This is a genomic window from Methylobacterium sp. 1A, assembly GCF_058072805.1.
Genome location: NZ_JBYQVE010000002.1, coordinates 1708652 through 1730900 on the forward strand (window position 1 = coordinate 1708652; position 22249 = coordinate 1730900).

A 22249-nucleotide genomic window follows, 5' to 3' on the forward strand; every position below is an offset into this window, starting at 1 on the left:
AGCGTGTCTGAGAGCGTCGGGCGCCGCTGTCACACGCCTGACGCGGTCCGGCCGCTAGCGGACCGGACCGCTCGCCCGATCGCACGAGGGATCCGCATGATTGACGCCACGGTGCCGGCCCTGTCCCTCGGCGCGCTCCTGGCCGTCGTCCAGATCGGCAGCATCGCCGTCGCGGCCCGGCGCCTCGGCCGGGACCACGGCCCGTCGCGGTTCCCGGACAGCGCGCCCGTCTCCCTGGTCCGCCCCCTGCGCGGGGTCGAGGCCTACAGCGAGGAGATGCTCCTCCGCAGCTTCCGTCTCGACTACCCGTCCTACGAGCTGATCTTCTGCGTGGCCGACCCGGCCGACCCGATCGTCCCGATGGTGGAGCGCCTGATCGAGGCCCACCCGCACGTGCCCGCCCGCCTGATCCTCGGCGACGAGCGCGTCAGCGCCAACCCGAAGCTCAACAACTGCCTGCGCGGCTGGCGCGCCGCCGCCCACGACTGGGTGGTGCTCGCCGATTCCAACGTCGCCATGCCGCCGGACTACCTCCAGCGGCTGCAGGCGGCGTGGCGCGCCGATACCGGCCTCGTCTGCTCCACCCCGGCCGGCGCCCGCCCGGGCAGCTTCATGGCGGAGGTGGAGTGCGCCTTCCTGAACACCCTGCAGGCGCGCTGGCAATACGCCGCCGAGGCCTTCGGGCTGGGCTTCGCGCAGGGCAAGAGCATGCTCTGGCACAAGCCCTTCCTGGAGGCGCAGGGTGGCCTCCAGGCGCTCGCGGCCGAGATCGCCGAGGACGCGGCCGCCACCAAGCTCGTGCGCGCCGCCGGCAAGCGGGTCCACCTCGTGGCGAGCCCGTTCGAGCAGCCGCTCGGCCCGCGCGGCTTCCGGGAGGTCTGGTCGCGGCAGCTGCGCTGGGCGCGCCTGCGCCGCGTGACCTTCCCGCTGTTCTTCGCCCCCGAGATCGGCAGCGGCGTCCTGCTGCCGGCGCTCCTCGTCGCCCTCTGGGCCGGAAGCCTCGCGGGCCTCGCGGGCGCTGCCGGCCTCGCCGCCCTGTGCTATGCCGCCGAGCACCGGCTCGCGGCCCGCGCGGGCTGGCACCGCTCGCCCCGCACGCTGGCCGCCTTCCTGGCGCGCGACGCCCTGATCCCGGTGATCTGGGTCGGCGCCTGGATGCGGAGCGCCATCGTGTGGCGGGGCAATGCCATGGACGTGCGCCCCCGGCGGGCCGCCGACGCGCGCACCTACGCGCCGACGGCCTGACCGCCCGGCGATCGGAGACCCTACGTGTCGCGCCGCTACGCCCTCTACTGGCTGCCCGCCCCGGATTCGCGCCTCGAAGCCTTCGGCCGGGCGATCCTCGGCACCGACAACGTCACCGGGCTGCCGGTGCCGCACCCGGAGGGGCTCGGTGATCTCGCTGCGGTCACGGCGGGCGCGCGGGTCTACGGGTTCCACGCCACCCTCAAGGCGCCGCTGCGCCTCGCCCCGGGCACCGGGGAGGCCGACCTCGTGGCCGCCGCCCGCGCCCTCGCGGCCGCGCACCCGCCGGTGGCGGTGGGGCCGCTCCGGGTCGCCGCCCTCGGGCCGTTCCTCGCCCTGGTACCGGAGGGCCCGCCGCCGGAACTCGGGCTCCTCGCCGCCGAGTGCGTCGCCGCCCTCGACCCGTTCCGGGCACCGCTCACGGAGGCCGAGCGCGCCAAGCGCCGGCCGGAGCGCCTCGACCCGCGCGGCCGCGCGCTCCTCGACCGCTGGGGCTACCCCTACGTGTTCGAGGCCTTCCGCTTCCACATGACCCTGACCGACGCCCTGCCGGAGGCGGAGCGCGACCTCTGGCACCGGCGCCTGTCCGAGGCCTACGCCGCCGCGGGACCGGAGCCCCTGCGGATCGACGCCGTCAGCCTCCTGACCCAGGACGGGTCGGGGCCGTTCCGGCTCCTGGCGCGCCTGCCCTTCGGAGAGGCCCGTGGTTGACCGCCCCCTCGGCCTCGAACCCGCGCTCGATCCGAGCGCCCGGGTCGTCGACAGCCGCCTCGGCCGCTACACCGAGGTCGGCGCCCGCACCCACCTCACCGAGACGACCCTCGACGACTATTCCTACATCGGTGAGGACGGCGAGGTGATCTACACCGCGATCGGCAAGTTCTGCTCGATCGCCGCCAGCGTGCGGATCAATCCCGGCAACCACCCGATGGAGCGGGCGTCGCAGGCGCACTTCACCTACCGGGCGCGCGCCTACTGGCCGGAGGAATCGGACGAGCCCGCCTTCTTCGACCGGCGCCGGGCGAGCCCGGTGGCGATCGGCCACGATGTCTGGATCGGCCACGGCGCGGTCGTCCTGCCCGGGCGCACGATCGGCACCGGCGCGGTGGTGGGGGCGGGCGCCATCGTCACCCGCGACGTCGAGCCCTACACGATCGTCGTCGGCAATCCCGCCCGGCCGGTCCGGCGCCGCTTCCCCGAGGTGGTCGCGGACCGTCTGACCCGCTTGGCGTGGTGGGACTGGGACCACGAGCGCCTGCGCCGGGCGCTGCCGGATTTCCGCGGGCTGCCCATCGAAGCATTCCTGGAGCGCCACGAAGATTAAGTCGGCTATCGAAATGCCAAGATGCTGCGCCGGCAAATATAATCGTTCCGAATACGTCATCCAATCGTCGTCAAACCGGCGTCTACGTGCGGCCGTTCCCCGGCGGATGGTGGCATGCTGGTTATCGAGGATCTCACGCGCCAGTACGGCGACCGACGCGCCGTCGACGGCGTGTCGCTCCGGATCGAGCCCGGCAGCTTCGTCGGGGTGATCGGCCGGTCCGGTGCCGGCAAGTCCACGCTGCTGCGCCTCATCAATCGGCTGGCGGATCCGAGTTCGGGGCGCATCCTCCACGACGGCCGCGAGGTCACCACCCTGCGCGGCCGCCCGCTGCGCGAGTGGCGCACCCGCTGCGCCATGATCTTCCAGCAATTCAACCTCGTCGGCCGGCTCGACGTCATGACCAACGTGCTGATGGGGCGCCTCAGCCACGTGCCGACCCACCGCGCCCTGCTCCGGCAATGGTCCGCCGAGGACCGCGGCATGGCCCTCGCCGCCCTGGAGAGCTTCGACATGGGCGAGTTCGCCGGCCAGCGGGCCGACGGCCTGTCGGGCGGCCAGCAGCAGCGCGTCGCCATCGCCCGCGCCCTCGTGCAGGAACCCGAGATCCTGCTCGCCGACGAGCCGGTCGCCTCGCTCGACCCGCGCAACACGCGGCTCGTGATGGACGCGCTCGCCGACGTGAACCGGCGCTACGGCATCACGGTGCTGTGCAACCTGCACTCCCTCGACCTCGCCCGCGCCTACTGCGACCGCCTCGTCGGCCTCGCGGCCGGGCGGGTCGTGTTCGAGGGCGGCCCCTTCGACCTCACCGAGGACGTGGCGCGCCGGCTCTACGGCCTGGAGGCCGGCGAGGTGCTGGACGGTTCCGCGCAGCGCGAGGCGGAGCAGCGGGCCGCGATGCCGGGCCGGCCCGGTCTCGTATCGGTCCGCCCGGTCCGCGAGGCCGCCCTCGGCGCCTGATCCGGGCCCCGGGCCCCAACGAACACCGCCAGAGCGCACCGCCAGAGCGCACCGTCTTGAAAACGCCCGACCGGCCTCCGGCCGGCCGAACCTCGCCGACGCCACGAAGGACGACCCGATGATCACCCGACGCACCCTCGCCGCCGCCGCGGCCCTCGCCCTCCTCGGCCTGCCGGCCGCCGCCCAGGACTGGAAGGCCCAGTATCCGGAGCTGACGCTGGGCGTGATCCCGGCCGAGAACGCCTCGGGCACCGCCGACCGCTGGGCGCCGCTCACCGCCTACCTGACCAAGACGCTCGGCGTGCCGGTCAAGCTGCGAGTGGCGAGCGACTACGCCGCCGTGATCGAGGGCCAGCGCGCCGGCAATATCCAGATCGCGTGGTACGGGCCGGCCTCGTTCGCGCGGGCCGTGATGACCGGCGTCAAGATCGAGCCGATCGTCAACCAGAAGCACGAGACCGGCGCCTCGGGCTACTATTCGGTGGTCTACGTGCTGGCCTCCAGCCCCTACAAGACCGTCGAGGATCTCAAGGGCAAGAACCTCGCGCTGGTCGATCCGAACTCCACCTCCGGTAACCAGGCGCCGCGCTTCTTCCTGAAGCGGGCCGGCTACGACGTCGAGAAGTTCTTCGGCAAGACCTTCTACGCGGGCAGCCACGAGAACGCCGTCCTGGCGCTCACCCAGGGCACGGCCGACGCCGCCGCCAACCTGTGGAACTCCGAGACCGACACGATGGTCACCCGCATGGCCGCCAAGGGCATGCTCAAGAAGCCCGACGGCACGCCGATGCAGCAGTCGGACTTCCGGGTCGTGTTCAAGTCCGACTTCCTGCCGGAGGGGCCCTTCGCCGTGCTGGCGAGCCTGCCGGACGACCTGAAGGCCAAGATCCGCGACGCCTTCGTGGCCCTGCCGAAGGCCGACAAGGCCGCGTTCGACCGGCTCTCCGACGGCAAGGACCAGGATCTCACGCCGGTGACTCTCAAGGATTACCAGCCGATCATCGACATGCTGCGGTTCAACGACGAGCAGCGCCGGAAGTCCTGATCCGGAGCCGCCCGCCTTGCGCGGTCTGACACCCCTGTCGCCGGAGCGGGCAGCCGCCCTCTCCGGACTCTACGCGGCGGCGACCGGCGAGGCCCGCCGCCGCACGCTGGCGGGCTTCGCCCTGGTGGCGGCGCTCGCCGTGGTCGCGGGCCTGATCGCCGAGGTGCGGCCGCTGGTCTTCGCCGAGAACATCGGCAAGTTCACCGCCTACATCCAGCAGATCCTGCCGCCGATCAGCCTCGAGCACCCGCTGGAGGACGTCCGCGCCTGGTACTGGGGCCTGCCCAAATGGCTGGGCCTGCTGGGCGAGACCCTGCTCATGGCCTATCTCGGGACGCTGCTCGGGGGGCTGGCGGGCTTCGCCCTCAGCTTCGTGGCCGCCGCCAACCTCGTGCGGTCGCGCGTGCTGCGCGTCGGCGCCAAGCGCCTCCTGGAACTGTGCCGCACCGTCCCCGAGGTGGTGTTCGCGCTGATCTTCGTCATCGCCTTCGGCCTCGGCCCGATGGTGGGCGTGCTCGCCATCGCGATCCACACCACGGGCGCGCTGGGCAAGCTGTTCTCCGAGGTGGTCGAGAACATCGACATGCGGCCCGTCGAGGGCCTGTCGGCCTCGGGCGCGACCTGGGTCCAGACGGTGCGCTTCGCGGTCCTGCCGCAGGTGCTGTCGAACTTCGCCTCCTACGCGCTGCTGCGCTTCGAGATCAACGTGCGCGGCGCCGGGGTGATGGGCTTCGTCGGCGCCGGCGGCATCGGCCAGGAATTCCTCGTGGCGATCCGCAATTTCTACTACGCGGACGTGAGCGCGATCCTCGTGCTGATCATCCTGACCGTCTTCTGCATCGACCTCGTCACCGAGCGGGTCCGCCACCGCCTGATCGGCGCGGAGCACGCCCGATGAGCGCGCGTCCCGAGACCCTGCGGGCGGCGGCCCGGGCCGACCTCGGCCGCCTGCGCGCGCGCTACCCCGCGCAGTTCCGCACCGACTGGCCGGGGCGGGCGCGGCTCGCCGCCCTGCTCGTCGTCCTGGTGGGGCTCGCAGCGCTCGGCTACTGGCGCCTCGACTTCTCGGTGGCGCGGATCCTCCACGGGCTCGGGCGGCTCGGCACCTTCGCGGTGTTGATGCTACCGCCATCGCCGGAGGGCCAGTTCTGGACCTTCCTGCACGCGCTGGGCGAGACCCTCGGCATCGCCTTCCTGGGCACGCTGACGGCGGCGATCTTCGCCTTCCCGGTGGCGTTCCTGGCGGCGCGGAACGTCGTGCCCAACCCGTTCGCGCGGTTCGCGGTCCGCCGCGGCCTCGACGTGATGCGCTCGGTCGACGTGCTGATCTGGGCGCTGATCTGGATCAACGTCGTCGGCCTGGGCCCGTTCGCCGGGGCGCTCGCGATCGCGTGCTCGGATTTCGGGGCGCTCGGCAAGCTGTTCTCGGAGGCGATCGAGACCTGCGACAAGCGGGCCGGCGAGGGCGTCGTCGCTTCGGGCGGCTCGGCGCTCCACCGCATCCGCTTCGGGCTGATCCCCGGGGTGCTGCCGGTGCTGGCGAGCCAGGTCCTCTACTTCTTCGAGTCGAACACCCGCTCGGCGACGATCATCGGCATCGTCGGCGCGGGCGGCATCGGCCAGTACCTCACCGAGCTGATCCGCGTGCTGGAGCTGCAGCAGGTCGCCTTCCTGGTGCTGATGATCCTCGTGACCGTGGCGGCGATCGACTGGGTCTCGACCCGCCTGCGCCGGGCGATCATCGGGCCGGCGGCGCGCTGAGGGAGGCCTCGGCTTTCTGGCATCACGCGCGGAGCGCAATGACCCAGGGTCGCTCTGCCCCGGGTCGCTTCGCTCCGCTCGCGAGGACGGTGTGCCGAGGCCGTCGCGCGGACATCGCGCGGAGGTCGCGCGGAGGTCGCGCGGAGGTCGCGCGGACATCGCATCACCCGCCGATCACCAGCTCCACGCGGTCGGCGGCGAACAGGGTGCGGTTCGCCTGGATCGGCACGCCGGCGGGATCGATGTTGACGCTCGACACCACCAGCACGACCCGCCCCGGCGCGATGTCGAGGCGCTGCGCCTCCGCGGAATCCGCGGGGCGGGCCCGGATCCGCGTCGAGAGCCGGGTGTAGTCGTGGACGCCGCAGGTCGCGAAGGCCCGGGTGATCGAGCCGCGCGCCGCGTAGGCCTCGGCGAAACCCGCGAAGCGCGGCAGCGGCAGCCAGGTCAGCGCCGTCGAGAGCGGCGCGCCGTCCGCCCGGTGGACCGTCAGCAGCTCCAGGATCGGCGCGCCGGGGGCGAGGGCCAGGGACGCCGCCTGCTCGGTCCCGGCCGGGACCGTGGTCGCCGCGACGAGGTCGCCCCAGGCCTCGCGCCCGGCCCCGGCGACGATCTCGGAGAAGCGCGTGCGCGGCCCGATCGGGTAGGCGAGCGGCGCCTCCTCCACGAAGGTGCCCCGGCCCTGGCTGGCGCGCACGAGCCCGCCCTCGGCCAGCGCCGCGAGGGCGCGCCGCACCGTGTGCCGGTTCACCGCGAACCGCGCCGCCAGGGCGGCCTCGGCGGGGAGCTGCTGTCCCGGCGCGTAGCGTCCCGCCGCGATCTCGGCCGTCAGCGCGTCGGCGATCTGCCGCCACGCCGTCATCCCCTCGCCCCGGACGAGGCCGGCCGCCTGCTCCTGCGCATCCATCCTGTCATCCAAACTTCATTTGTGCGGCGCACGCCAGTTGTCTATACACCTAGACAACCGAGCGACGAAGGGATTCGCGATGACGACGACCCCGAGACATCCGGGATCCGAGGGCGAGACCGCGGCGCGCCAGGCGGTCATGGCCCTCTGTGCCGAGGCGACCCGCGCGGATCTCGAGGCGGCCCTCGAGGCGGCCGTGTCGGGCCTCGAAGCGCCCGCGGCCGCGGACCTGCGTCCGCCCGAGACCGGTCTCGTGATGGCGTCGGGCCGGATCGGCGGCGACGGTCGCCCGTTCAATCTCGGCGAGGTCAGCGTGACGCGGGCCGCCATCCGCCTCGCGGACGGTCCGGCGGGCTTCGCCTACCATCTCGGCCGCGACCGCGCGAAGGCGCGGCTCGCCGCGATCCTCGACGCCCTCTGGCAGGATCCGGTCCGGCGCGCCCGGGTCGAGGCCGCCCTGGAGCCCGCCGCCCGGCGGCTCGCGGCCTCCCGGGATCGGGCCGCCCGACGCACGGCCGCCACCCGCGTCGATTTCCTGACCCTCGCCCGCGGAGAGGATTGAGCATGCTCGCCCCCGGCTTCGCCGACCCGGTCCACGACGCGCAGGACACGTTCCGCGCCGTGATGGACGCCCTCGCCCGCCCCGGACGCGTCCGGCTCCTCGCGCCGGGCCTCGCGCCGCCCGCGCCCCTGACGCCGGAACTGGCCGCCGTCGCGCTGACGCTCACCGATGCCGACACGCCGGTCTGGCTCGATCCGGCCCTCGCCGCGGCGCCGGAGGTCGCGGAATACCTGCGCTTCCACACCGGCGCGCCGCTCACCGGCGACCCGGCCGCGGCGGCCTTCGCGCTGGTCAGCGACCCGGCGCGCTGCCCGCCGCTGGCGGAGTTCGCCGCCGGGACGCCGGCCTATCCCGACACCGCCACGACGCTGGTGCTCGCCCTCGACGCGCTCGCGGAGGGGGAGGGGCTGCGCCTGTCCGGCCCCGGTATCCGGGGCACCGCCGGGATCGCGCCGGCGCCCCTGCCGGACGGCTTCGCGGCGCAGCTCGCGGAGAACCGCGCGGGCTTCCCCCTGGGCGTCGACCTGATCCTGACGGCGCCCGGCCGCGTGGCCGGCCTGCCGCGCTCCACGACGGTGACGGAGGCCTGATCCATGTACGTGGCCGTGAAGGGCGGCGAGGCCGCCATCGACAACGCCCACCGGCTCCTCGCCGAGGTGCGCCGCGGTGACCCGGCCGTGCCGGAGCTCTCCGTCGAGCAGATTCGGGAGCAGATGGCGCTGCTCGTCGACCGGGTCATGACCGAGGGCTCGCTCTACGATCCGGACCTCGCGGCGCTGGCGCTCAAGCAGGCGCGCGGCGACGTGGTCGAGGCGGTGTTCCTGGTCCGCGCCTACCGGACCACGCTGCCGCGCTTCGGCGCCTCCGCGCCGGTCGACACCGGCGCCATGGCGGTCGAGCGCCGGATCTCCGCGACGTTCAAGGACCTGCCCGGCGGGCAGGTGCTCGGGCCGACCTTCGACTACACCCACAGGCTGGTCGACTTCGCGCTCGCCGCCGAAGCCGGGATCGAGCCCGCCGCCGAGGCCGCGCCGCGGGCCGATGCCGGCTCCTGCCCGCGGGTCACCGACCTGCTGGCCCGGGACGGCCTGATCGAGCCCTCGCCGCCGGACGACGGCGCGCCCGCGGGCGACCTCACCCGCGAGCCGGTGGACTACCCCGCCGACCGGGCCCTGCGCCTCCAGGCGCTCGCCCGGGGCGACGAAGGCTTCGTGCTCGGCCTCGCCTACTCGACGCAGCGCGGCTACGGCCGCACCCACCCGTTCGTCGGCGAGATCCGGGTCGGGGAGGTCGCGGTCGAGTTCGTGCCCGAGGAGCTGGGCTTCGCGGTGCCGCTCGGCCGGGTGCGGCTGACCGAGTGCCAGATGGTCAACCAGTTCAAGGGCTCGGGGGCGGCCCCGCCCCAGTTCACCCGCGGCTACGGGCTGAGCTTCGGGCAGAGCGAGCGCAAGGCCATGGCGATGGCCCTGGTCGACCGGGCGCTCCGCGCGGAGGAGCTGGGCGAGCCGGTGGCGAGCCCGGCCCAGGACCAGGAATTCGTGCTGGCCCACTGCGACAGTCTCCAGGCGACCGGCTTCGTCGAGCACCTGAAGCTGCCCCACTACGTCGACTTCCAGGCCGAGCTGGAGCTGGTTCGCCGGCTACGTACCGAGTTCGAGCGCGGGTCCGACGCCGTCGAGATGCAGGAGGCCGCCGAATGAGCGCCGCGATCGCGCACCGCCCGGAGAGCGAACCGGGCTACAACTTCGCCTATCTCGACGAGGGCACGAAGCGGATGATCCGCCGGGCCATCCTCAAGGCCATCGCGGTGCCGGGCTACCAGGTGCCCTTCGCCTCCCGCGAGATGCCGATGCCCTACGGCTGGGGCACCGGCGGCGTGCAGGTGACGGCCGCGATCCTCGGGCGCTCGGACGTGCTGAAGGTCATCGATCAGGGCGCCGACGACACCACCAACGCGGTCTCGATCCGCCGCTTCTTCGCCAAGACCTCCGGGGTGGCCACCACCACCCGCACCGCGGAGGCGACGGTGATCCAGACCCGCCACCGCATCCCCGAGACGCCGCTCACCGAGGGGCAGACCCTCGTCTACCAGGTGCCGATCCCCGAGCCCCTGCGCTTCCTCGAGCCCCGCGAGACCGAGACCCGCCAGCTCCACGCGCTGGCTGAGTACGGCGCCATGCACGTGAAGCTCTACGAGGACATCAGCCGCCACGGCCACATCGCCACCACCTACGCGTACCCGGTGGAGGTGGCGGGCCGCTACGTGATGGACCCGTCGCCGACGCCGAAATTCGACAACCCCAAGATGGACGACTGCCCGGCGCTCCAGCTCTTCGGCGCGGGCCGCGAGCGGCGGATCTACGCGGTGCCGCCCTACACGCGGGTGCGCAGCCTCGACTTCGAGGACCACCCGTTCCGGATCCAGGCGTTCGAGCATCCCTGCGCGCTGTGCGGTGCCGAGGGCGTCTATCTCGACGAGGTGCTGCTCGACGATGCGGGCCGGCGCATGTTCGTCTGCTCGGACACCGACCATTGCGAGGGGCGCCGCGCGGACGGCCATGTCGGCACGGGGGACGCGGCATGAGACGCGCTATGACTGACCTCACGGTCCGCCGGGCCGGGAAACCTGACCTGCCCGCGATCCTCGACCTCTACGCCGAGCTGAATGGCGGGCGGGTGGCGACCCTGGCACAGGCCGGGGCGCTGCTCGACCGGCTCGCGGCCTATCCCGATTACGGGCTCTACGTGGCCGAACGCGACGGCGCTGTCGTCGGCACCTTCTGCCTCGTCATCCTCGACAACATCGCCCACTGGGGCACGCCCTCGGCGCTCGTCGAGAGTGTCGTGGTCGCGTCCCGGCACCGCGGCGGCGGTCTCGGCCGGGCGATGATGCACGAGGCGGCCCGGCTCGCCGAGGCGCGGGGCTGCTACAAGCTCGCCCTGTCGTCGAACGTCGACGCCAAGCCGGCCCACGTCTTCTACGAGAGCCTCGGCTTCGAGCGCTACGGCTACAGCTTCCGCCTCGATCCCCCCTGCCTGCCCGACGCCGCGGAGGCGACCCAATGAGCGAATCCCTGCTTCAGGTCCGCGGCCTGACCAAGCGCTACGGCGCCCGGCTCGCCTGCGCCGACGTGTCGTTCGACCTCGTCCCCGGCGAGGTGCTGGCGATCGTGGGCGAATCCGGTTCCGGCAAGTCGACGCTCCTCTCCCTCATCGCCACCGAGCTGGCGCCCGATTCCGGGACGGTCGCCTACCGGATGCGCGACGGCGCGCTGCGCGACCTCGCCACCTTGAGCGAGGCCGGGCGCCGGGCGCTGATGCGCACCGAGTGGGGTTTCGTCCGCCAGGACGCGGCCCAGGGCCTGCGCATGGCGGTCTCGGCCGGCGGCAATGTCGGCGAGCGGCTGATGGGGCTCGGCGACCGCCATTACGGACGGATCCGCACCCAGGCCCTCGACTGGCTCGGCCGCGTCGAGATCGCCGCCGACCGGATCGACGACCCGCCGACGCGCTTCTCCGGCGGCATGCGCCAGCGCCTGCAGATCGCCCGGAACCTCGTCACCGGCCCCCGCCTGGTGCTGATGGACGAGCCGACCTCCGGCCTCGACGTCTCGGTCCAGGCCCGGCTCCTCGACCTGATCCGCCGGCTCTCGGCCGAGCTGGGGCTCGCGGTGATCATCGTCACCCACGACCTCGCGGTGGCGCGGCTCCTCTCGCACCGGATCATGGTCATGCGCGCCGGCCGGGTCATCGAGACCGGCCTCACCGACCGGGTGCTCGACGATCCCGAGCACGCCTACACCCAGCTCCTCGTCGCCTCGGTACTCGCCGCATGACTGCGCTCCTGACCTTCGAGACCGTCGCCAAGAGCTTCACCCTGCACCTGCGCGGCGGCGTCGTGCTGCCGGTGGTGGGCGATGTCAGCCTGTCCGTGGAGCCCGGCGAGTGCGTGGTGCTCGGCGGCCCGTCCGGCGCGGGAAAATCCTCGCTGTTGAAGATGGCCTACGGCAACTACCGCTGCGACGGCGGCGCGATCCTGGTCCGCGACGGCGCGACGGTCGTGGACGTCGTCCGGGCCGATCCGCGGGCGGTCCTGGCGCTGCGGGCCCGGGTCATCGCCTACGTGTCGCAGTTCCTCCGGGTGATCCCGCGGGTCCCGGCTCTCGACGTCGTCGAGGCCGCGGGCCGCGAGGGCGGATTGTCCGAAGCGGCGGCGCGCGCGCGGGCCGAGACCCTGCTGGCCCGGCTCAACCTGCCGGAGCGGCTCTGGGGCCTGCCGCCCGCGACCTTCTCGGGCGGCGAGCAGCAGCGGGTCAACATCGCCCGCGGCCTGATCGCCGACCGGCCGCTCCTGCTCCTCGACGAGCCCACCGCTTCCCTGGACGCCGAGAACCGCGCCGTGGTGGCCGAGCTCGTCCGTGAGAAGCTCCGGGCCGGGGCCGGCGTGCTCGGCATCTTCCACGACAGCGAGATGCGCGACGCTGTGGCGACCCGGGTGGTCGATGTCACCCGCTTCGCGCCGCAAGCCCGGGCAGCCTGAGGATCCTCACGATGGACGATTTCATCCTCGAGAACGCGACCCTGGTCCTGCCGGACCGGGTGCAGCGCGGCTGGCTCGCGGTCTCGGACGGGGCGATCGCCGAGATCGGCGAGGGGCGCCCGCCCGCGCGCGGCCTCGATCTCGGCGGCGACCACCTGATTCCCGGCCTGATCGAGCTGCACACCGACCACCTGGAGAGCCATTTCGCGCCGCGCCCGAAGGTGCGCTGGCATCCCCTCGGCGCCGTCCTGGCCTACGACGCGCAGATCACCGCCTCGGGAATCACCACGGTGTTCGATTCGCTCCGTGCCGGCAGCGATCCGGACGGCAGCGGCCTCGGCTCCGAGCTGGAGCAGCTCGCCGGCGCCATCGCCACCGCGCGCGCCGCCGACCTGTTCCGGGCCGAGCACTTCACGCACCTGCGCTGCGAATTGCCCTCCCTGGACGTGCTCGACACGGTGGCGACCTTCACGGCCCGCTACCCGGTGGGGCTGATCTCGCTGATGGACCACACGCCCGGCCAGCGGCAGTTCCGCGACATGGAGAAGTACTACACCTACGCCACCCGCGGCGGACGGCCGATGGACGAGATCCGCGCCAACACCGAGCGCAAGGTCCGCGACGGGCGGGCGCTCAACGCGAAGAACCGGCCGGCCCTCGTCCAGTTCGCCCGTGAGATGGGCATCCCGCTGGCGAGCCACGACGACACCACCCTGGCCGACGTCGACCTCGCGGTCGGCGAGGGCGTGCGGCTGGCCGAGTTCCCCACCACCCTGGAGGCGGCCGAGGCCGCGCATCGGCAGGGCATCACCGTGATGATGGGCGCGCCGAACCTGATCCGCGGCGGCTCGCATTCCGGCAACGTCGCGGCCCTGGCGCTGGCCGAGGCCGGGCACCTCGACATCCTGTCGTCGGACTACGTGCCGGCGAGCCTTCTGATGGCGGCCTTCCTGCTGCCCGAGCAGGCGCCCGGGATCACGCTGCCCGCGGCGCTCGCCACCGTCACGTCGAACCCCGCCCGCGCCACCGGCCTGACCGATCGCGGCGCCCTGGCGCCCGGGCTGCGGGCCGACCTCGTGCGCGTGCAGCGGGCCGAGGGCGTGCCGGTCGTCCGCGAGGTCTGGCGCGCCGGCCGGCGGGTCGCCTGATGGCGGGCTGCCTCGTCCTCGTGGTCGGCCCGAGCGGGGCCGGCAAGGACACGCTGCTCCGGCTCGCCCGGGCGGCGCTCGCCGACGACCCGCGCTACGTCTTCCCGCGCCGCCTCGTCACCCGCCCGCCCTCGGCCGACGAGGACAACGACGAGATCGACGAGGCCGCCTTCGCCGAGGGCTGCGCGGCCGGGCGCTTCACCCTGAGCTGGCGCGCCCACGGCCTCGGCTACGCGCTCCCGGAGACGGTCGGCCGGCGCGTCGCCGACGGGCACGTGGTGGTCTGCAACGTCTCGCGCCGCGTCGTCGCGCGGGCGCGGGCGGCCTGCCCGCGGGTGAGCGTCGTCGAGATCACGGCGCCGGCCGAGATCCTGGCGCGGCGCATCGCCGCCCGCGGCCGGGCGCAGGACGGCGACTTGGCCGCGCGTCTCGCTCGGGAGGGCGGCGTCACCGCGGACCTGACGATCCTCAATACCGGCTCCGCGGAGGCTGCGGCCGGACGGCTGGTGGCGCACCTGCGCGCCTTCTGACGCGGCTCTCGGCGGCTCGGGCCGCGATCCCGGTCGCGGTTCGCGGGGCGCGATCCGGGTCTCGCGCGCCGGCCGCGCGGCGCGCGTGCGCCACGAAAAAAGGGCGGGCGCCGATGCCGGCACCCGCCCTCGCTGGGATCCGCCGGGGAAACCCCGGCGTCGTCCGACTCAGATGCCGCCGAACTTGTAGTTGAAGCCGGCGCGGACGATGCTGCCCTCGGTGCGGAAGCGCGAGATGTACGCGCCGTTGCCCACGCCCGGGACCGCGCCGACGAGCACGTTCTGGCTGCCGAGGTCGTAGTGCAGGTACTCGGCCTTCACCGTGATGGCGTCGTACTTGATGCCGATGTAGCGGCCGAGCGCGAAGGTGTTCAGGAAGCTGTCGGTCGGCAGGGCGAACTCGATGCCGCCGCCGTAGGCGAAGCCGGTCTTGAAGTCGTCGTAGCGGCCGGCGAACTGGAGGCGGCCACCCGGAGTGTAGAAGTTGGCGTCGTGGAACACGTTGCCGTAGGCGAGGCCGCCCATCCCGTAGACCAGGACGCGGTCGAAGGCGTAGCCGACGCGGCCGGTGAGGGTGCCGAGCCAGTCGAGGCTCTGGCGGAACTGGCTGATGTTCGGCGGGCCGCCGGCGACGTTGCCGGTGCCGAGCACGACCCGGTTCTTGGTGATGTCCGTCCAGTCGATGCTGTTGGCGATACCGACGACGATGCCGGCGCCCGGCGTGAACTGGTAGTTGTAGCCGGCGGTGCCGCCGATGTTGGCGAAGCCGTCCTGCGAGGTCGAAGTCGCGAACGGGCGGCGGCCGAGGGCGACGTTGGTGGCGTTGCCGGGCTGGACGCCGACGGTCGTGATGCGCTCACGGTCGGTGAAGGTGTAGGCGGACTCGAGACCGGCGTAGAAGCCCGTCCAGGTGAAGACCGGCACAGGCGTGAAGACCGCCGGCGGGGCGGCGCGACGCGGCAGGTCGGCGGCGGAGGCGGCCGTCGTGACCAGGGCCGTCGCGGCGGTGGCGAGGAGGAGCTTCTTCATCATGGCGGGGGTCCGAGGTGACGCGTTGTTGTCGCCACTTAAGCTCGGCCGCACGGATCCCGCTATGCCCGCGAAGCCACACTGTGGCGCGAAAGCGGCGCGGATACTGCCTGTGATTGATCTTTCTCCGTTCAAGACTCGCATCCGCAGCTTGACAGCGCGGTCGGTCGGCGGGCCCCCGCGCGTCGCGGAGCTTGATCCCTGGCGGCCGACCCTCTAAGCGGACCGCGTTTTTCGCCCCTGTCGGAACTTCGGGGCGGCGGACCAGGATTCGGGGCCCTTGCGTGGTCCCCGCCGCAGGAATGGGAATCATGGGCAAGGAAAAGTTCTCCCGCACCAAGCCGCACTGCAACATTGGCACGATCGGCCACGTCGATCACGGCAAGACGTCTCTGACGGCGGCGATCACGAAGGTCCTGGCCGAGACGGGCGGGGCGACGTTCACGGCCTACGACCAGATCGACAAGGCGCCTGAGGAGAAGGCGCGCGGGATCACGATCTCGACGGCGCACGTGGAGTACGAGACGCAGAACCGTCACTACGCACACGTGGACTGCCCCGGCCACGCCGACTACGTGAAGAACATGATCACGGGCGCGGCGCAGATGGACGGCGCGATCCTGGTGGTGTCGGCGGCCGACGGCCCGATGCCGCAGACCCGCGAGCACATCCTGCTGGCCCGCCAGGTCGGCGTCCCGGCGCTGGTGGTGTTCCTCAACAAGGTCGACATGGTCGACGACGAGGAGCTCCTGGAGCTGGTCGAGCTGGAGGTGCGCGAGCTGCTGTCGAAGTACGACTTCCCCGGTGACGACATCCCGATCACCAAGGGCTCGGCGCTGATGGCGCTCGAGGACAAGGAGCCGAAGATCGGCAAGGAGGCGGTCCTGGCGCTGATGGCGACCGTGGACAGCTACATCCCGCAGCCGGAGCGTCCGATCGACATGCCGTTCCTGATGCCGATCGAGGACGTGTTCTCGATCTCGGGCCGCGGCACGGTGGTGACGGGTCGCGTCGAGCGCGGCATCGTGAAGGTGGGCGAGGAAGTCGAGATCGTCGGCATCCGGGCGACCACCAAGACGACGGTGACGGGCGTGGAGATGTTCCGCAAGCTGCTCGACCAGGGCCAGGCGGGCGACAACGTCGGCGTGCTGCTGCGCGGCACGAAGCGCGAGGACGTGGAGCGCGGCCAGGTCGTGTGCAAGCCGGGTTCGGTGAAGCCGCACTCGAAGTTCAAGGCCGAGGCGTACATCCTGACCAAGGAGGAGGGCGGCCGCCACACGCCGTTCTTCACCAACTACCGGCCGCAGTTCTACTTCCGGACCACGGACGTGACCGGGATCTGCACGCTGCCGGAGGGCACCGAGATGGTGATGCCGGGCGACAACGTGACCATGGACGTGGCGCTGATCGTGCCGGTGGCCATGGAGGAGAAGCTGCGCTTCGCCATCCGCGAGGGCGGCCGCACCGTCGGCGCCGGCGTCGTCGCCGCCATCAACGACTGACGATCGATCCGGGGCGGCGCCGCGCGCCGCCCCGCCTCTCCGACGCCGGCTCCCGTCTCGACGGGGGCCGGCGTCGTCGTTTCGGGCCGGCGGGGTCCTGTCGGCGCCGCTTCCCGCCCGCTTCCCGCAAGCGACCCCTTGCAAGCCGCGCCGCGATGGGGCATTGGGCGGTGCGCTAGGAGTGTAGCTCAACTGGTCAGAGCGCCGGTCTCCAAAACCGGAGGTTGCGGGTTCGAGTCCCTCCACTCCTGCCAGACATTCAGCCCGATCCCGCGCGGCGGCCCGGTCGACAAGCCGGGGGAGTTGCGCTAGAGCGGGCGCAATCCGAGATCTGAAGCGACCGTCGGTGCGGGCCCATCCGGGTCCTCGGCGCCGACATTCGCATTCCCGGATGCGGTCTCTGCCTCGGGGCCGAACACGCACAGACACTGGCGCCATGGCATCGAACGAAGCGACCAAGAAGGTGGACCTGGTGCGCGGCGCGGCCCGCGGTCCCGCGAATCCGCCGCCCGCCCGGCCGGCGACCCCCGCCCGCGCGCCGCAGAAGCGCGCCACGCCGGGCGAGTTCTTCGCCCAGGTGCGCGACGAGGCCCGCAAGGTCACGTGGCCGACCCGCCGGGAGACCACGATCACGACCATCATGGTGTTCGTGATGGTCGTCGCCGCGAGCCTGTTCTTCACGGTCGTGGATCAGGCCCTGCGCTTCTTGGTCGGCCTGATCCTGGGCGTCTGAGAGATCCTGGGCGTCTGGGGGCGGCTCGCCGCCGATCGGGGGTGACCCCGGGGACTTGTCGGAGTTGAACGGAACCGTGTCGAAGCGCTGGTACATCGTCCACGCCTACTCGAACTTCGAGAACAAGGTCGCCCAGTCCATCAAGGACCAGGCGGCCCAGCGCGGGCTGACCGAGCTGTTCGACGAGGTGATGGTCCCGACCGAGAAGGTCGTGGAGGTCCGCCGCGGCCGGAAGGTCGACGCCGAGCGCAAGTTCTTCCCCGGCTACGTGCTGGTGAAGTGCGACCTCACCGACGAGGTCTACCACCTGATCAAGAACACCCCGAAGGTCACGGGCTTCCTCGGGGCCGACAAGTCGAAGCCGGTGCCGATCCCGGACGCCGAGGCCGAGCGGATCAAGGGCCAGGTCGCCGAGGGCGTCGACCGGCCGAAGCCCTCGATCTCCTTCGAGATCGGCGAGACCGTCCGGGTCGCCGACGGCCCGTTCGCCAGCTTCAACGGCACCGTCGAGGAGATCGACGACGCCCGCTCCCGCCTCAAGGTGGCGGTGTCGATCTTCGGCCGCGCCACGCCGGTCGAGCTCGAATACGCCCAGGTCGAGAAGGCCTGAGCCTCCTGAGTCCGGCGGCCGTCCGGCCGCCCATCTTTCCCGGCCCTCGCTGAGCGGCGGCCGCGAAGCCGCCGCATCCCGTTCGCGGATGCGGCACCATCCGCGGGAGAACCGCCCGGCTTCGCCTCCGGGATCCACGGCTCGCACCGCGACCTGCAACCGTCCGACCCGCCGCGCTTCAGGCCGCACGGGGGCGGATTTTCATTGGGAGCAGTCCCATGGCGAAGAAGATCACGGGCTACGTGAAGCTTCAGGTCCCGGCCGGCGCCGCCAACCCGTCGCCGCCGATCGGCCCCGCGCTCGGTCAGCGCGGCCTCAACATCATGGAATTCTGCAAGGCCTTCAACGCGAAGACCGCGCAGATGGAGAAGGGCACCCCGATCCCGGTGATCATCACCGCGTATCAGGACCGCTCCTTCACCTTCGAGATGAAGCAGCCCCCGGTCACCTTCTTCCTGAAGAAGGCCGTCGGCCTGAAGCTCGGCAAGAAGCCGGCCTCCGGCTCCAAGACCCCGGGCAAGGGCCCGACCGTCGGCAAGATCACCGAGGCGCAGCTTCGCGAGATCGCCGAGAAGAAGATGCCCGACCTCAACTGCGACACGGTCGAGTCGGCCGTCGCGATGATCCGTGGCTCCGCGCGGGCCATGGGCCTCGAAGTCGTCGCGTAAGGGAGGGCAGCATGGCTAAGGAAGGCAAGCGCATCCGCGCCGCCCGCGAGGGCATCGAGGCGACCAAGCTCTACGCGCTCGACGAGGCGATCAAGCTGGTCAAGGAGCGGGCGACCGCGAAGTTCGACGAGACCGTCGAGGTTTCGATGAACCTCGGCGTCGATCCCCGCCACGCCGACCAGATGGTCCGCGGCGTCTGCAACCTGCCGAACGGCTCCGGCCGGACGGTGCGCGTGGCGGTCTTCGCCCGCGGCGCCAAGGCGGACGACGCCAAGGCCGCGGGTGCCGACATCGTCGGCGCCGAGGATCTCCTCGAGATCGTGCAGAGCGGCAAGATCGAGTTCGATCGCTGCATCGCGACCCCCGACATGATGCCGCTGGTCGGTCGTCTCGGTAAGGTGCTGGGCCCGCGCGGCCTGATGCCGAACCCGAAGGTCGGCACCGTCACCATGGACGTGAAGGGCGCCGTCGCCGGCGCCAAGGGCGGCTCGGTCGAGTTCCGCGTCGAGAAGGCCGGCATCGTCCATGCCGGCGTCGGCAAGGTCTCGTTCGACGCCGACAAGCTCGTCGAGAACATCAAGGCCTTCGCGGACGCCGTCGCCAAGGCGAAGCCCGCGGGCGCCAAGGGCACCTACGTCCAGCGCATCGCCGTCACCTCGACGATGGGCCCGGGCGTGAAGGTCGAGCCGAACACGGTCTTGACCGCCTGAGGCGCGACGAATCGTCGACGCTGCGGAGCGCCCGGCCGGGAACGGCCGGGCGCTCTGCGTTCGCGGGATCGGTGCACGTCCCTGTCTCGGACCTGTCTCCGACGCAGGCCTGTCCAGGGCGTGAGGCAGGCGCGGAATACGGTCGGTGACGAGACAGGAAGACAAGCCGCGATGAGCCGGCCCGAACCTGCGTCCCTCACGCCATTCTTAACCGCCGAGGGGGGCGCCAACGGCCGCGGCTGTGCTAGATAGGCCGGCATGCGATGCACCCTGACGGTCACCTCCAAGCGACGCATCCTGTGCGTCTTTCCCGCCTACACGCCGTCCTTCGGGACATTCTCCCACGCCTACCCGCTGATGGGCGGGGTGAAGGCGTTCATGCCGCCGCAGGGGCTGCTGCTGATCGCGGCCTACATGCCGGAGGCTTGGGAATGCCGGTTCATCGATGAGAATATCCGCCGCGCGGGCCCGGCCGACTTCGCCTGGGCCGACGCGGTCTTCGTCTCCGGGATGCACATCCAGGAGCCGCAGATCCACGATATCCGCGACCGCGCCCGCGCGGCCGGGAAGGTGACGGTGCTGGGCGGCCCCTCGGTCTCGGGCGCGCCGGAGAAGTACGGCGACTTCGACTACCTCCATATCGGCGAGATCGGCGACGCCACCGACCAGCTCGTCGCCCGCCTCGACGCGGACCTCACGCCGCCGCCCGCCCAGGTGGTGCTGGAGACCAAGGATCGCCTCCCGCTCGCGGACTTCCCGGCACCGGCCTACGAGGCGGCGCCGCTCAAGCGCTACCTGATCGGCTCCCTGCAATTCTCCTCGGGCTGCCCCTACCGCTGCGAGTTCTGCGACATCCCGCAGCTCTACGGCCGCCAGCCGCGCCTGAAGAGCCCGGAGCAGATGTGCGCCGAGCTCGACGCCATCGTCAGCCAGCCGGGCCACCCGGCGGTGGTCTACTTCGTCGACGACAACTTCATCGGCAACCGCAAGGCGACCCGCGAGATGCTGCCGCACCTCGTGGAATGGCAGAAGCGGAACAACTACCCGCTCCAGTTCGCCTGCGAGGCGACGCTGAACATGGCCAAGCAGCCCGAGATCCTGGAGCTGATGCGGCAGGCCAACTTCATGACGGTGTTCGTCGGGATCGAGACCCCGGAGGCGGACGCCCTCAAGGGCATCGACAAGACCCACAACGCCGCCGTGCCGATGTACGAGGCGATCGAGACCCTCAATTCCTACGGGCTCGAGGTGACCTCCGGCATCATCCTGGGCCTCGATTCGGACACCGACAAATCCGAGCAGAACCTGATCGACTTCATCGACCGCTCGGCGATCCCGGTCCTGACCATCAACCTGCTCCAGGCCCTGCCCAAGACCCCGCTCTGGGACCGGCTGGAGCGCGAGGGCCGGCTCCTCCACGACGCCAGCCTCGAGTCGAACGTCCTGTTCAAGCGCCCCCACGATTCGGTGGTGAGCAGCTGGCGCCGGGCGATCGCGCACGCCTACGAGCCGGAGAAGATCTTCGAGCGCTTCAAGCACCAGTGCGCGGTGACCTACCCGAACCGCATCACCACGCCGACGGCCGGCAAGCTCACGTTCACCAACCTGCGCCGCGGCCTCATCCTGGGCTTCAACATCATCACCCGCGTCGGGATCTTCTCCGACTACCGCAGGCCGTTCTGGAGCGCGGCCGGCTACGCGCTGAAGCGCGGGCAGATCGAGGCGGTGTTCAACATGGGGTTCGTGGCCCACCACCTGATCCGCTTCACCCGCGAGGCCCTGCGCGGCGAGCACAACGCCTCGTTCTACGCCGCGAAGGCCGCGGAGGCGAAGGCCGCCCGCGACCGCAGCTGGTGGGAGACCGCGCGGCGCAAGCTGGTGCCGGAGCGCGAGGCGGCCTAGCCGGGGATCCCGGGACGGGCCCCGAGCGATGCAGCAGCGGCAGGGTACCCGCGCAAGTCCTTGCCTGCGGCGGAAAAGTCGCGCCCCGGCCCTTGGCAGGCGGCTTGCTAGGCTCTATACACCGCGCCTCACGCATTTCATCCTCACGGAAGGAGAGCGGCCGATCGGCCGGTTTCCGCTCGAAATGTCGCCCGGGCAACCGGGTGGCACTGGCCGGAAGGATCCCAGGGGCGACGAGCCCCGCGGAGCCTTGTCCGGCCATGTCCTGTCCGAGACTGCAGGTGCCGGTTCGCCGGCTTAATCCGCCAGCCTGCACAGACGGGGAAGACCGAATTCGAAACGCCTCGCCCCGGCCCCGGCCGCGGAGGGGTGTCGGTTTGAACCAACTCGCCCGAGGCGGCCCGAAAGGGCACGCGCGGGGACAGGGCCGCGAAGCGTCGTTCGGACGTTCCCGGTCTTCCTGAAGGCCGAGACCACGTCCGGGCGGCATGTGCAACCGGCGGACCCGAGACCGGGTTCCGCCAACCGGAGAGAGCCCAGTGGACCGGACAGCTAAAGCTGATCTCGTCTCGACGCTCAACGGCGTGTTCAATCAGAGCGCCGTCGTCGTCGTGGCCCACTACAAGGGCCTCACGGTCGCCGACATGCAGAAGCTGCGCGCGCAGATGAAGCAGGCCGGCGCCACCGTGAAGGTCGCCAAGAACAGCCTCGCCGGCATCGCACTCGATGGCACGGACGTCGCCTCCATCAAGCCGCTCCTGAAGGGCCCGACCCTGCTCGCCTATTCCGGCGATCCGGTCGCTGCCGCGAAGGTCGCGGTCGATTTCGCCAAGGTCAACGACAAGCTCGTGATCCTCGGCGGCGCGATGGGGAAGACCGCCCTGAACCCGGACGGCGTGAAGGCGCTCGCCTCGCTCCCGTCCCTCGACGAACTGCGCGCCAAGATCGTGGGCCTCGTACAGGCGCCCGCGACCAAGATCGCTCAGGTCGTCAACGCGCCGGCGGCGAAGCTCGCCCGCGTGTTCGGGGCCTATGCCAACAAGGACGAGGCCGCCTGAGGCCCTTCAAAA

25 protein-coding genes and 1 tRNA gene are annotated in these 22249 nt (G+C 71.8%); 24 read left to right on the plus strand and 2 right to left on the minus strand.

The window, feature by feature from the left end; genetic code table 11:
- Positions 1–96: 96 nt before the first annotated feature.
- The 7 genes from ACX9MN_RS28135 (at position 97) to phnE (ACX9MN_RS28165) (ending at position 6338) form a co-directional block, all read left to right on the plus strand.
- Positions 97–1245: a ceramide glucosyltransferase gene (locus ACX9MN_RS28135; RefSeq protein WP_489726060.1), complete on the plus strand. Its 1149-nt coding sequence runs from the start codon at positions 97–99 to the stop codon at positions 1243–1245.
- 24 nt (positions 1246–1269) lie between these two features.
- A complete protein-coding gene (locus ACX9MN_RS28140) occupies positions 1270–1956 on the plus strand; it encodes a DUF1045 domain-containing protein (RefSeq protein ID WP_489726061.1) in 687 nt (228 codons plus the stop codon).
- Complete coding sequence (locus ACX9MN_RS28145; protein WP_489726062.1) at positions 1949–2569, plus strand: LbetaH domain-containing protein; 621 nt, start codon at positions 1949–1951, stop codon at positions 2567–2569. Before ACX9MN_RS28140 ends, ACX9MN_RS28145 begins: the two co-directional genes overlap by 8 nt.
- 114 nt (positions 2570–2683) lie before the next feature.
- Positions 2684–3532: a phosphonate ABC transporter ATP-binding protein gene (gene phnC / locus ACX9MN_RS28150; protein WP_489726063.1), complete on the plus strand. Its 849-nt coding sequence runs from the start codon at positions 2684–2686 to the stop codon at positions 3530–3532.
- A 118-nt stretch (positions 3533–3650) separates the two neighbouring features.
- Positions 3651–4577 carry a phosphonate ABC transporter substrate-binding protein gene (gene phnD / locus ACX9MN_RS28155; protein ID WP_012320793.1) on the plus strand — a complete coding sequence of 309 codons (927 nt, stop codon included), beginning with the start codon at positions 3651–3653 and terminating at the stop codon, positions 4575–4577.
- A gap of 16 nt (positions 4578–4593) precedes the next feature.
- Entirely contained in the window at positions 4594–5475 is an 882-nt protein-coding gene (gene phnE, locus ACX9MN_RS28160) for a phosphonate ABC transporter, permease protein PhnE (RefSeq protein ID WP_020093767.1), read from the plus strand.
- Positions 5472–6338 carry a phosphonate ABC transporter, permease protein PhnE gene (phnE, locus tag ACX9MN_RS28165; RefSeq protein ID WP_489726064.1) on the plus strand — a complete coding sequence of 289 codons (867 nt, stop codon included), beginning with the start codon at positions 5472–5474 and terminating at the stop codon, positions 6336–6338. The genes phnE (ACX9MN_RS28160) and phnE (ACX9MN_RS28165) overlap by 4 nt, the downstream gene beginning before the upstream one ends.
- Before the next feature lie 163 nt (positions 6339–6501).
- Here the strand turns inward: phnE (ACX9MN_RS28165) and phnF are convergent, their stop codons facing one another.
- Positions 6502–7245, minus strand: coding sequence for a phosphonate metabolism transcriptional regulator PhnF (gene phnF / locus ACX9MN_RS28170; RefSeq protein ID WP_489726065.1), 744 nt, complete (start codon positions 7243–7245; stop codon positions 6502–6504).
- Positions 7246–7324: 79 nt separating this feature from the next.
- Between phnF and phnG the strand changes: the two genes are divergently transcribed.
- From phnG to phnN, 9 genes are read left to right on the plus strand one after another with little or no spacing between them, the layout of a single operon-like run.
- Positions 7325–7807 (plus strand): phosphonate C-P lyase system protein PhnG, encoded by a 483-nt coding sequence (phnG, locus tag ACX9MN_RS28175; protein WP_489726066.1) that lies wholly within the window; start codon positions 7325–7327, stop codon positions 7805–7807.
- 2 nt (positions 7808–7809) lie between these two features.
- On the plus strand, positions 7810–8397 hold the full coding sequence (gene phnH / locus ACX9MN_RS28180; RefSeq protein WP_020093763.1) for a phosphonate C-P lyase system protein PhnH: 588 nt from the start codon (positions 7810–7812) through the stop codon (positions 8395–8397).
- Positions 8398–8400: 3 nt separating this feature from the next.
- The gene (locus tag ACX9MN_RS28185) at positions 8401–9507 is read left to right on the plus strand and encodes a carbon-phosphorus lyase complex subunit (RefSeq protein ID WP_489726067.1); all 1107 of its coding nucleotides are present in this window, start codon (positions 8401–8403) and stop codon (positions 9505–9507) included.
- On the plus strand, positions 9504–10391 hold the full coding sequence (locus tag ACX9MN_RS28190; protein ID WP_020093761.1) for an alpha-D-ribose 1-methylphosphonate 5-phosphate C-P-lyase PhnJ: 888 nt from the start codon (positions 9504–9506) through the stop codon (positions 10389–10391). The genes ACX9MN_RS28185 and ACX9MN_RS28190 overlap by 4 nt, the downstream gene beginning before the upstream one ends.
- 8 nt (positions 10392–10399) lie before the next feature.
- Positions 10400–10873 (plus strand): GNAT family N-acetyltransferase, encoded by a 474-nt coding sequence (locus ACX9MN_RS28195; RefSeq protein ID WP_489726068.1) that lies wholly within the window; start codon positions 10400–10402, stop codon positions 10871–10873.
- Positions 10870–11643: a phosphonate C-P lyase system protein PhnK gene (gene phnK / locus ACX9MN_RS28200; protein ID WP_489726069.1), complete on the plus strand. Its 774-nt coding sequence runs from the start codon at positions 10870–10872 to the stop codon at positions 11641–11643. The genes ACX9MN_RS28195 and phnK overlap by 4 nt, the downstream gene beginning before the upstream one ends.
- Positions 11640–12347: a phosphonate C-P lyase system protein PhnL gene (gene phnL, locus ACX9MN_RS28205; protein WP_020093758.1), complete on the plus strand. Its 708-nt coding sequence runs from the start codon at positions 11640–11642 to the stop codon at positions 12345–12347. The genes phnK and phnL overlap by 4 nt, the downstream gene beginning before the upstream one ends.
- An 11-nt stretch (positions 12348–12358) precedes the next feature.
- On the plus strand, positions 12359–13495 hold the full coding sequence (locus ACX9MN_RS28210; RefSeq protein ID WP_234081297.1) for an alpha-D-ribose 1-methylphosphonate 5-triphosphate diphosphatase: 1137 nt from the start codon (positions 12359–12361) through the stop codon (positions 13493–13495).
- A complete protein-coding gene (gene phnN / locus ACX9MN_RS28215; RefSeq protein ID WP_489726070.1) occupies positions 13495–14025 on the plus strand; it encodes a phosphonate metabolism protein/1,5-bisphosphokinase (PRPP-forming) PhnN in 531 nt (176 codons plus the stop codon). The genes ACX9MN_RS28210 and phnN overlap by 1 nt, the downstream gene beginning before the upstream one ends.
- A 168-nt stretch (positions 14026–14193) precedes the next feature.
- Here phnN and ACX9MN_RS28220 read toward each other — a convergent pair whose 3' ends face one another.
- Entirely contained in the window at positions 14194–15057 is an 864-nt protein-coding gene (locus ACX9MN_RS28220; RefSeq protein ID WP_489726071.1) for an outer membrane protein, read from the minus strand.
- Positions 15058–15365: 308 nt separating this feature from the next.
- Between ACX9MN_RS28220 and tuf the strand changes: the two genes are divergently transcribed.
- From tuf to rplJ, 8 genes are all read left to right on the plus strand, one after another.
- Positions 15366–16556, plus strand: coding sequence for an elongation factor Tu (gene tuf, locus ACX9MN_RS28225; protein ID WP_020093754.1), 1191 nt, complete (start codon positions 15366–15368; stop codon positions 16554–16556).
- A 177-nt stretch (positions 16557–16733) separates the two neighbouring features.
- Positions 16734–16810: transfer RNA gene (locus tag ACX9MN_RS28230), tRNA-Trp, on the plus strand.
- Positions 16811–16992: 182 nt separating this feature from the next.
- Positions 16993–17289 (plus strand): preprotein translocase subunit SecE, encoded by a 297-nt coding sequence (gene secE, locus ACX9MN_RS28235; RefSeq protein ID WP_020096222.1) that lies wholly within the window; start codon positions 16993–16995, stop codon positions 17287–17289.
- A gap of 76 nt (positions 17290–17365) precedes the next feature.
- A complete protein-coding gene (nusG, locus tag ACX9MN_RS28240; protein ID WP_012320778.1) occupies positions 17366–17899 on the plus strand; it encodes a transcription termination/antitermination protein NusG in 534 nt (177 codons plus the stop codon).
- Positions 17900–18117: 218 nt separating this feature from the next.
- Positions 18118–18567, plus strand: coding sequence for a 50S ribosomal protein L11 (gene rplK / locus ACX9MN_RS28245; protein ID WP_010686899.1), 450 nt, complete (start codon positions 18118–18120; stop codon positions 18565–18567).
- An 11-nt stretch (positions 18568–18578) separates the two neighbouring features.
- Positions 18579–19277 (plus strand): 50S ribosomal protein L1, encoded by a 699-nt coding sequence (rplA, locus tag ACX9MN_RS28250; protein WP_020096224.1) that lies wholly within the window; start codon positions 18579–18581, stop codon positions 19275–19277.
- A 258-nt stretch (positions 19278–19535) separates the two neighbouring features.
- Positions 19536–21179 carry a B12-binding domain-containing radical SAM protein gene (locus ACX9MN_RS28255; RefSeq protein ID WP_091980893.1) on the plus strand — a complete coding sequence of 548 codons (1644 nt, stop codon included), beginning with the start codon at positions 19536–19538 and terminating at the stop codon, positions 21177–21179.
- A gap of 539 nt (positions 21180–21718) precedes the next feature.
- Positions 21719–22237, plus strand: a complete 519-nt coding sequence (rplJ, locus tag ACX9MN_RS28260; protein ID WP_026605422.1) for a 50S ribosomal protein L10 — start codon at positions 21719–21721, stop codon at positions 22235–22237.
- The last annotated feature ends 12 nt before the right edge of the window (positions 22238–22249 follow it).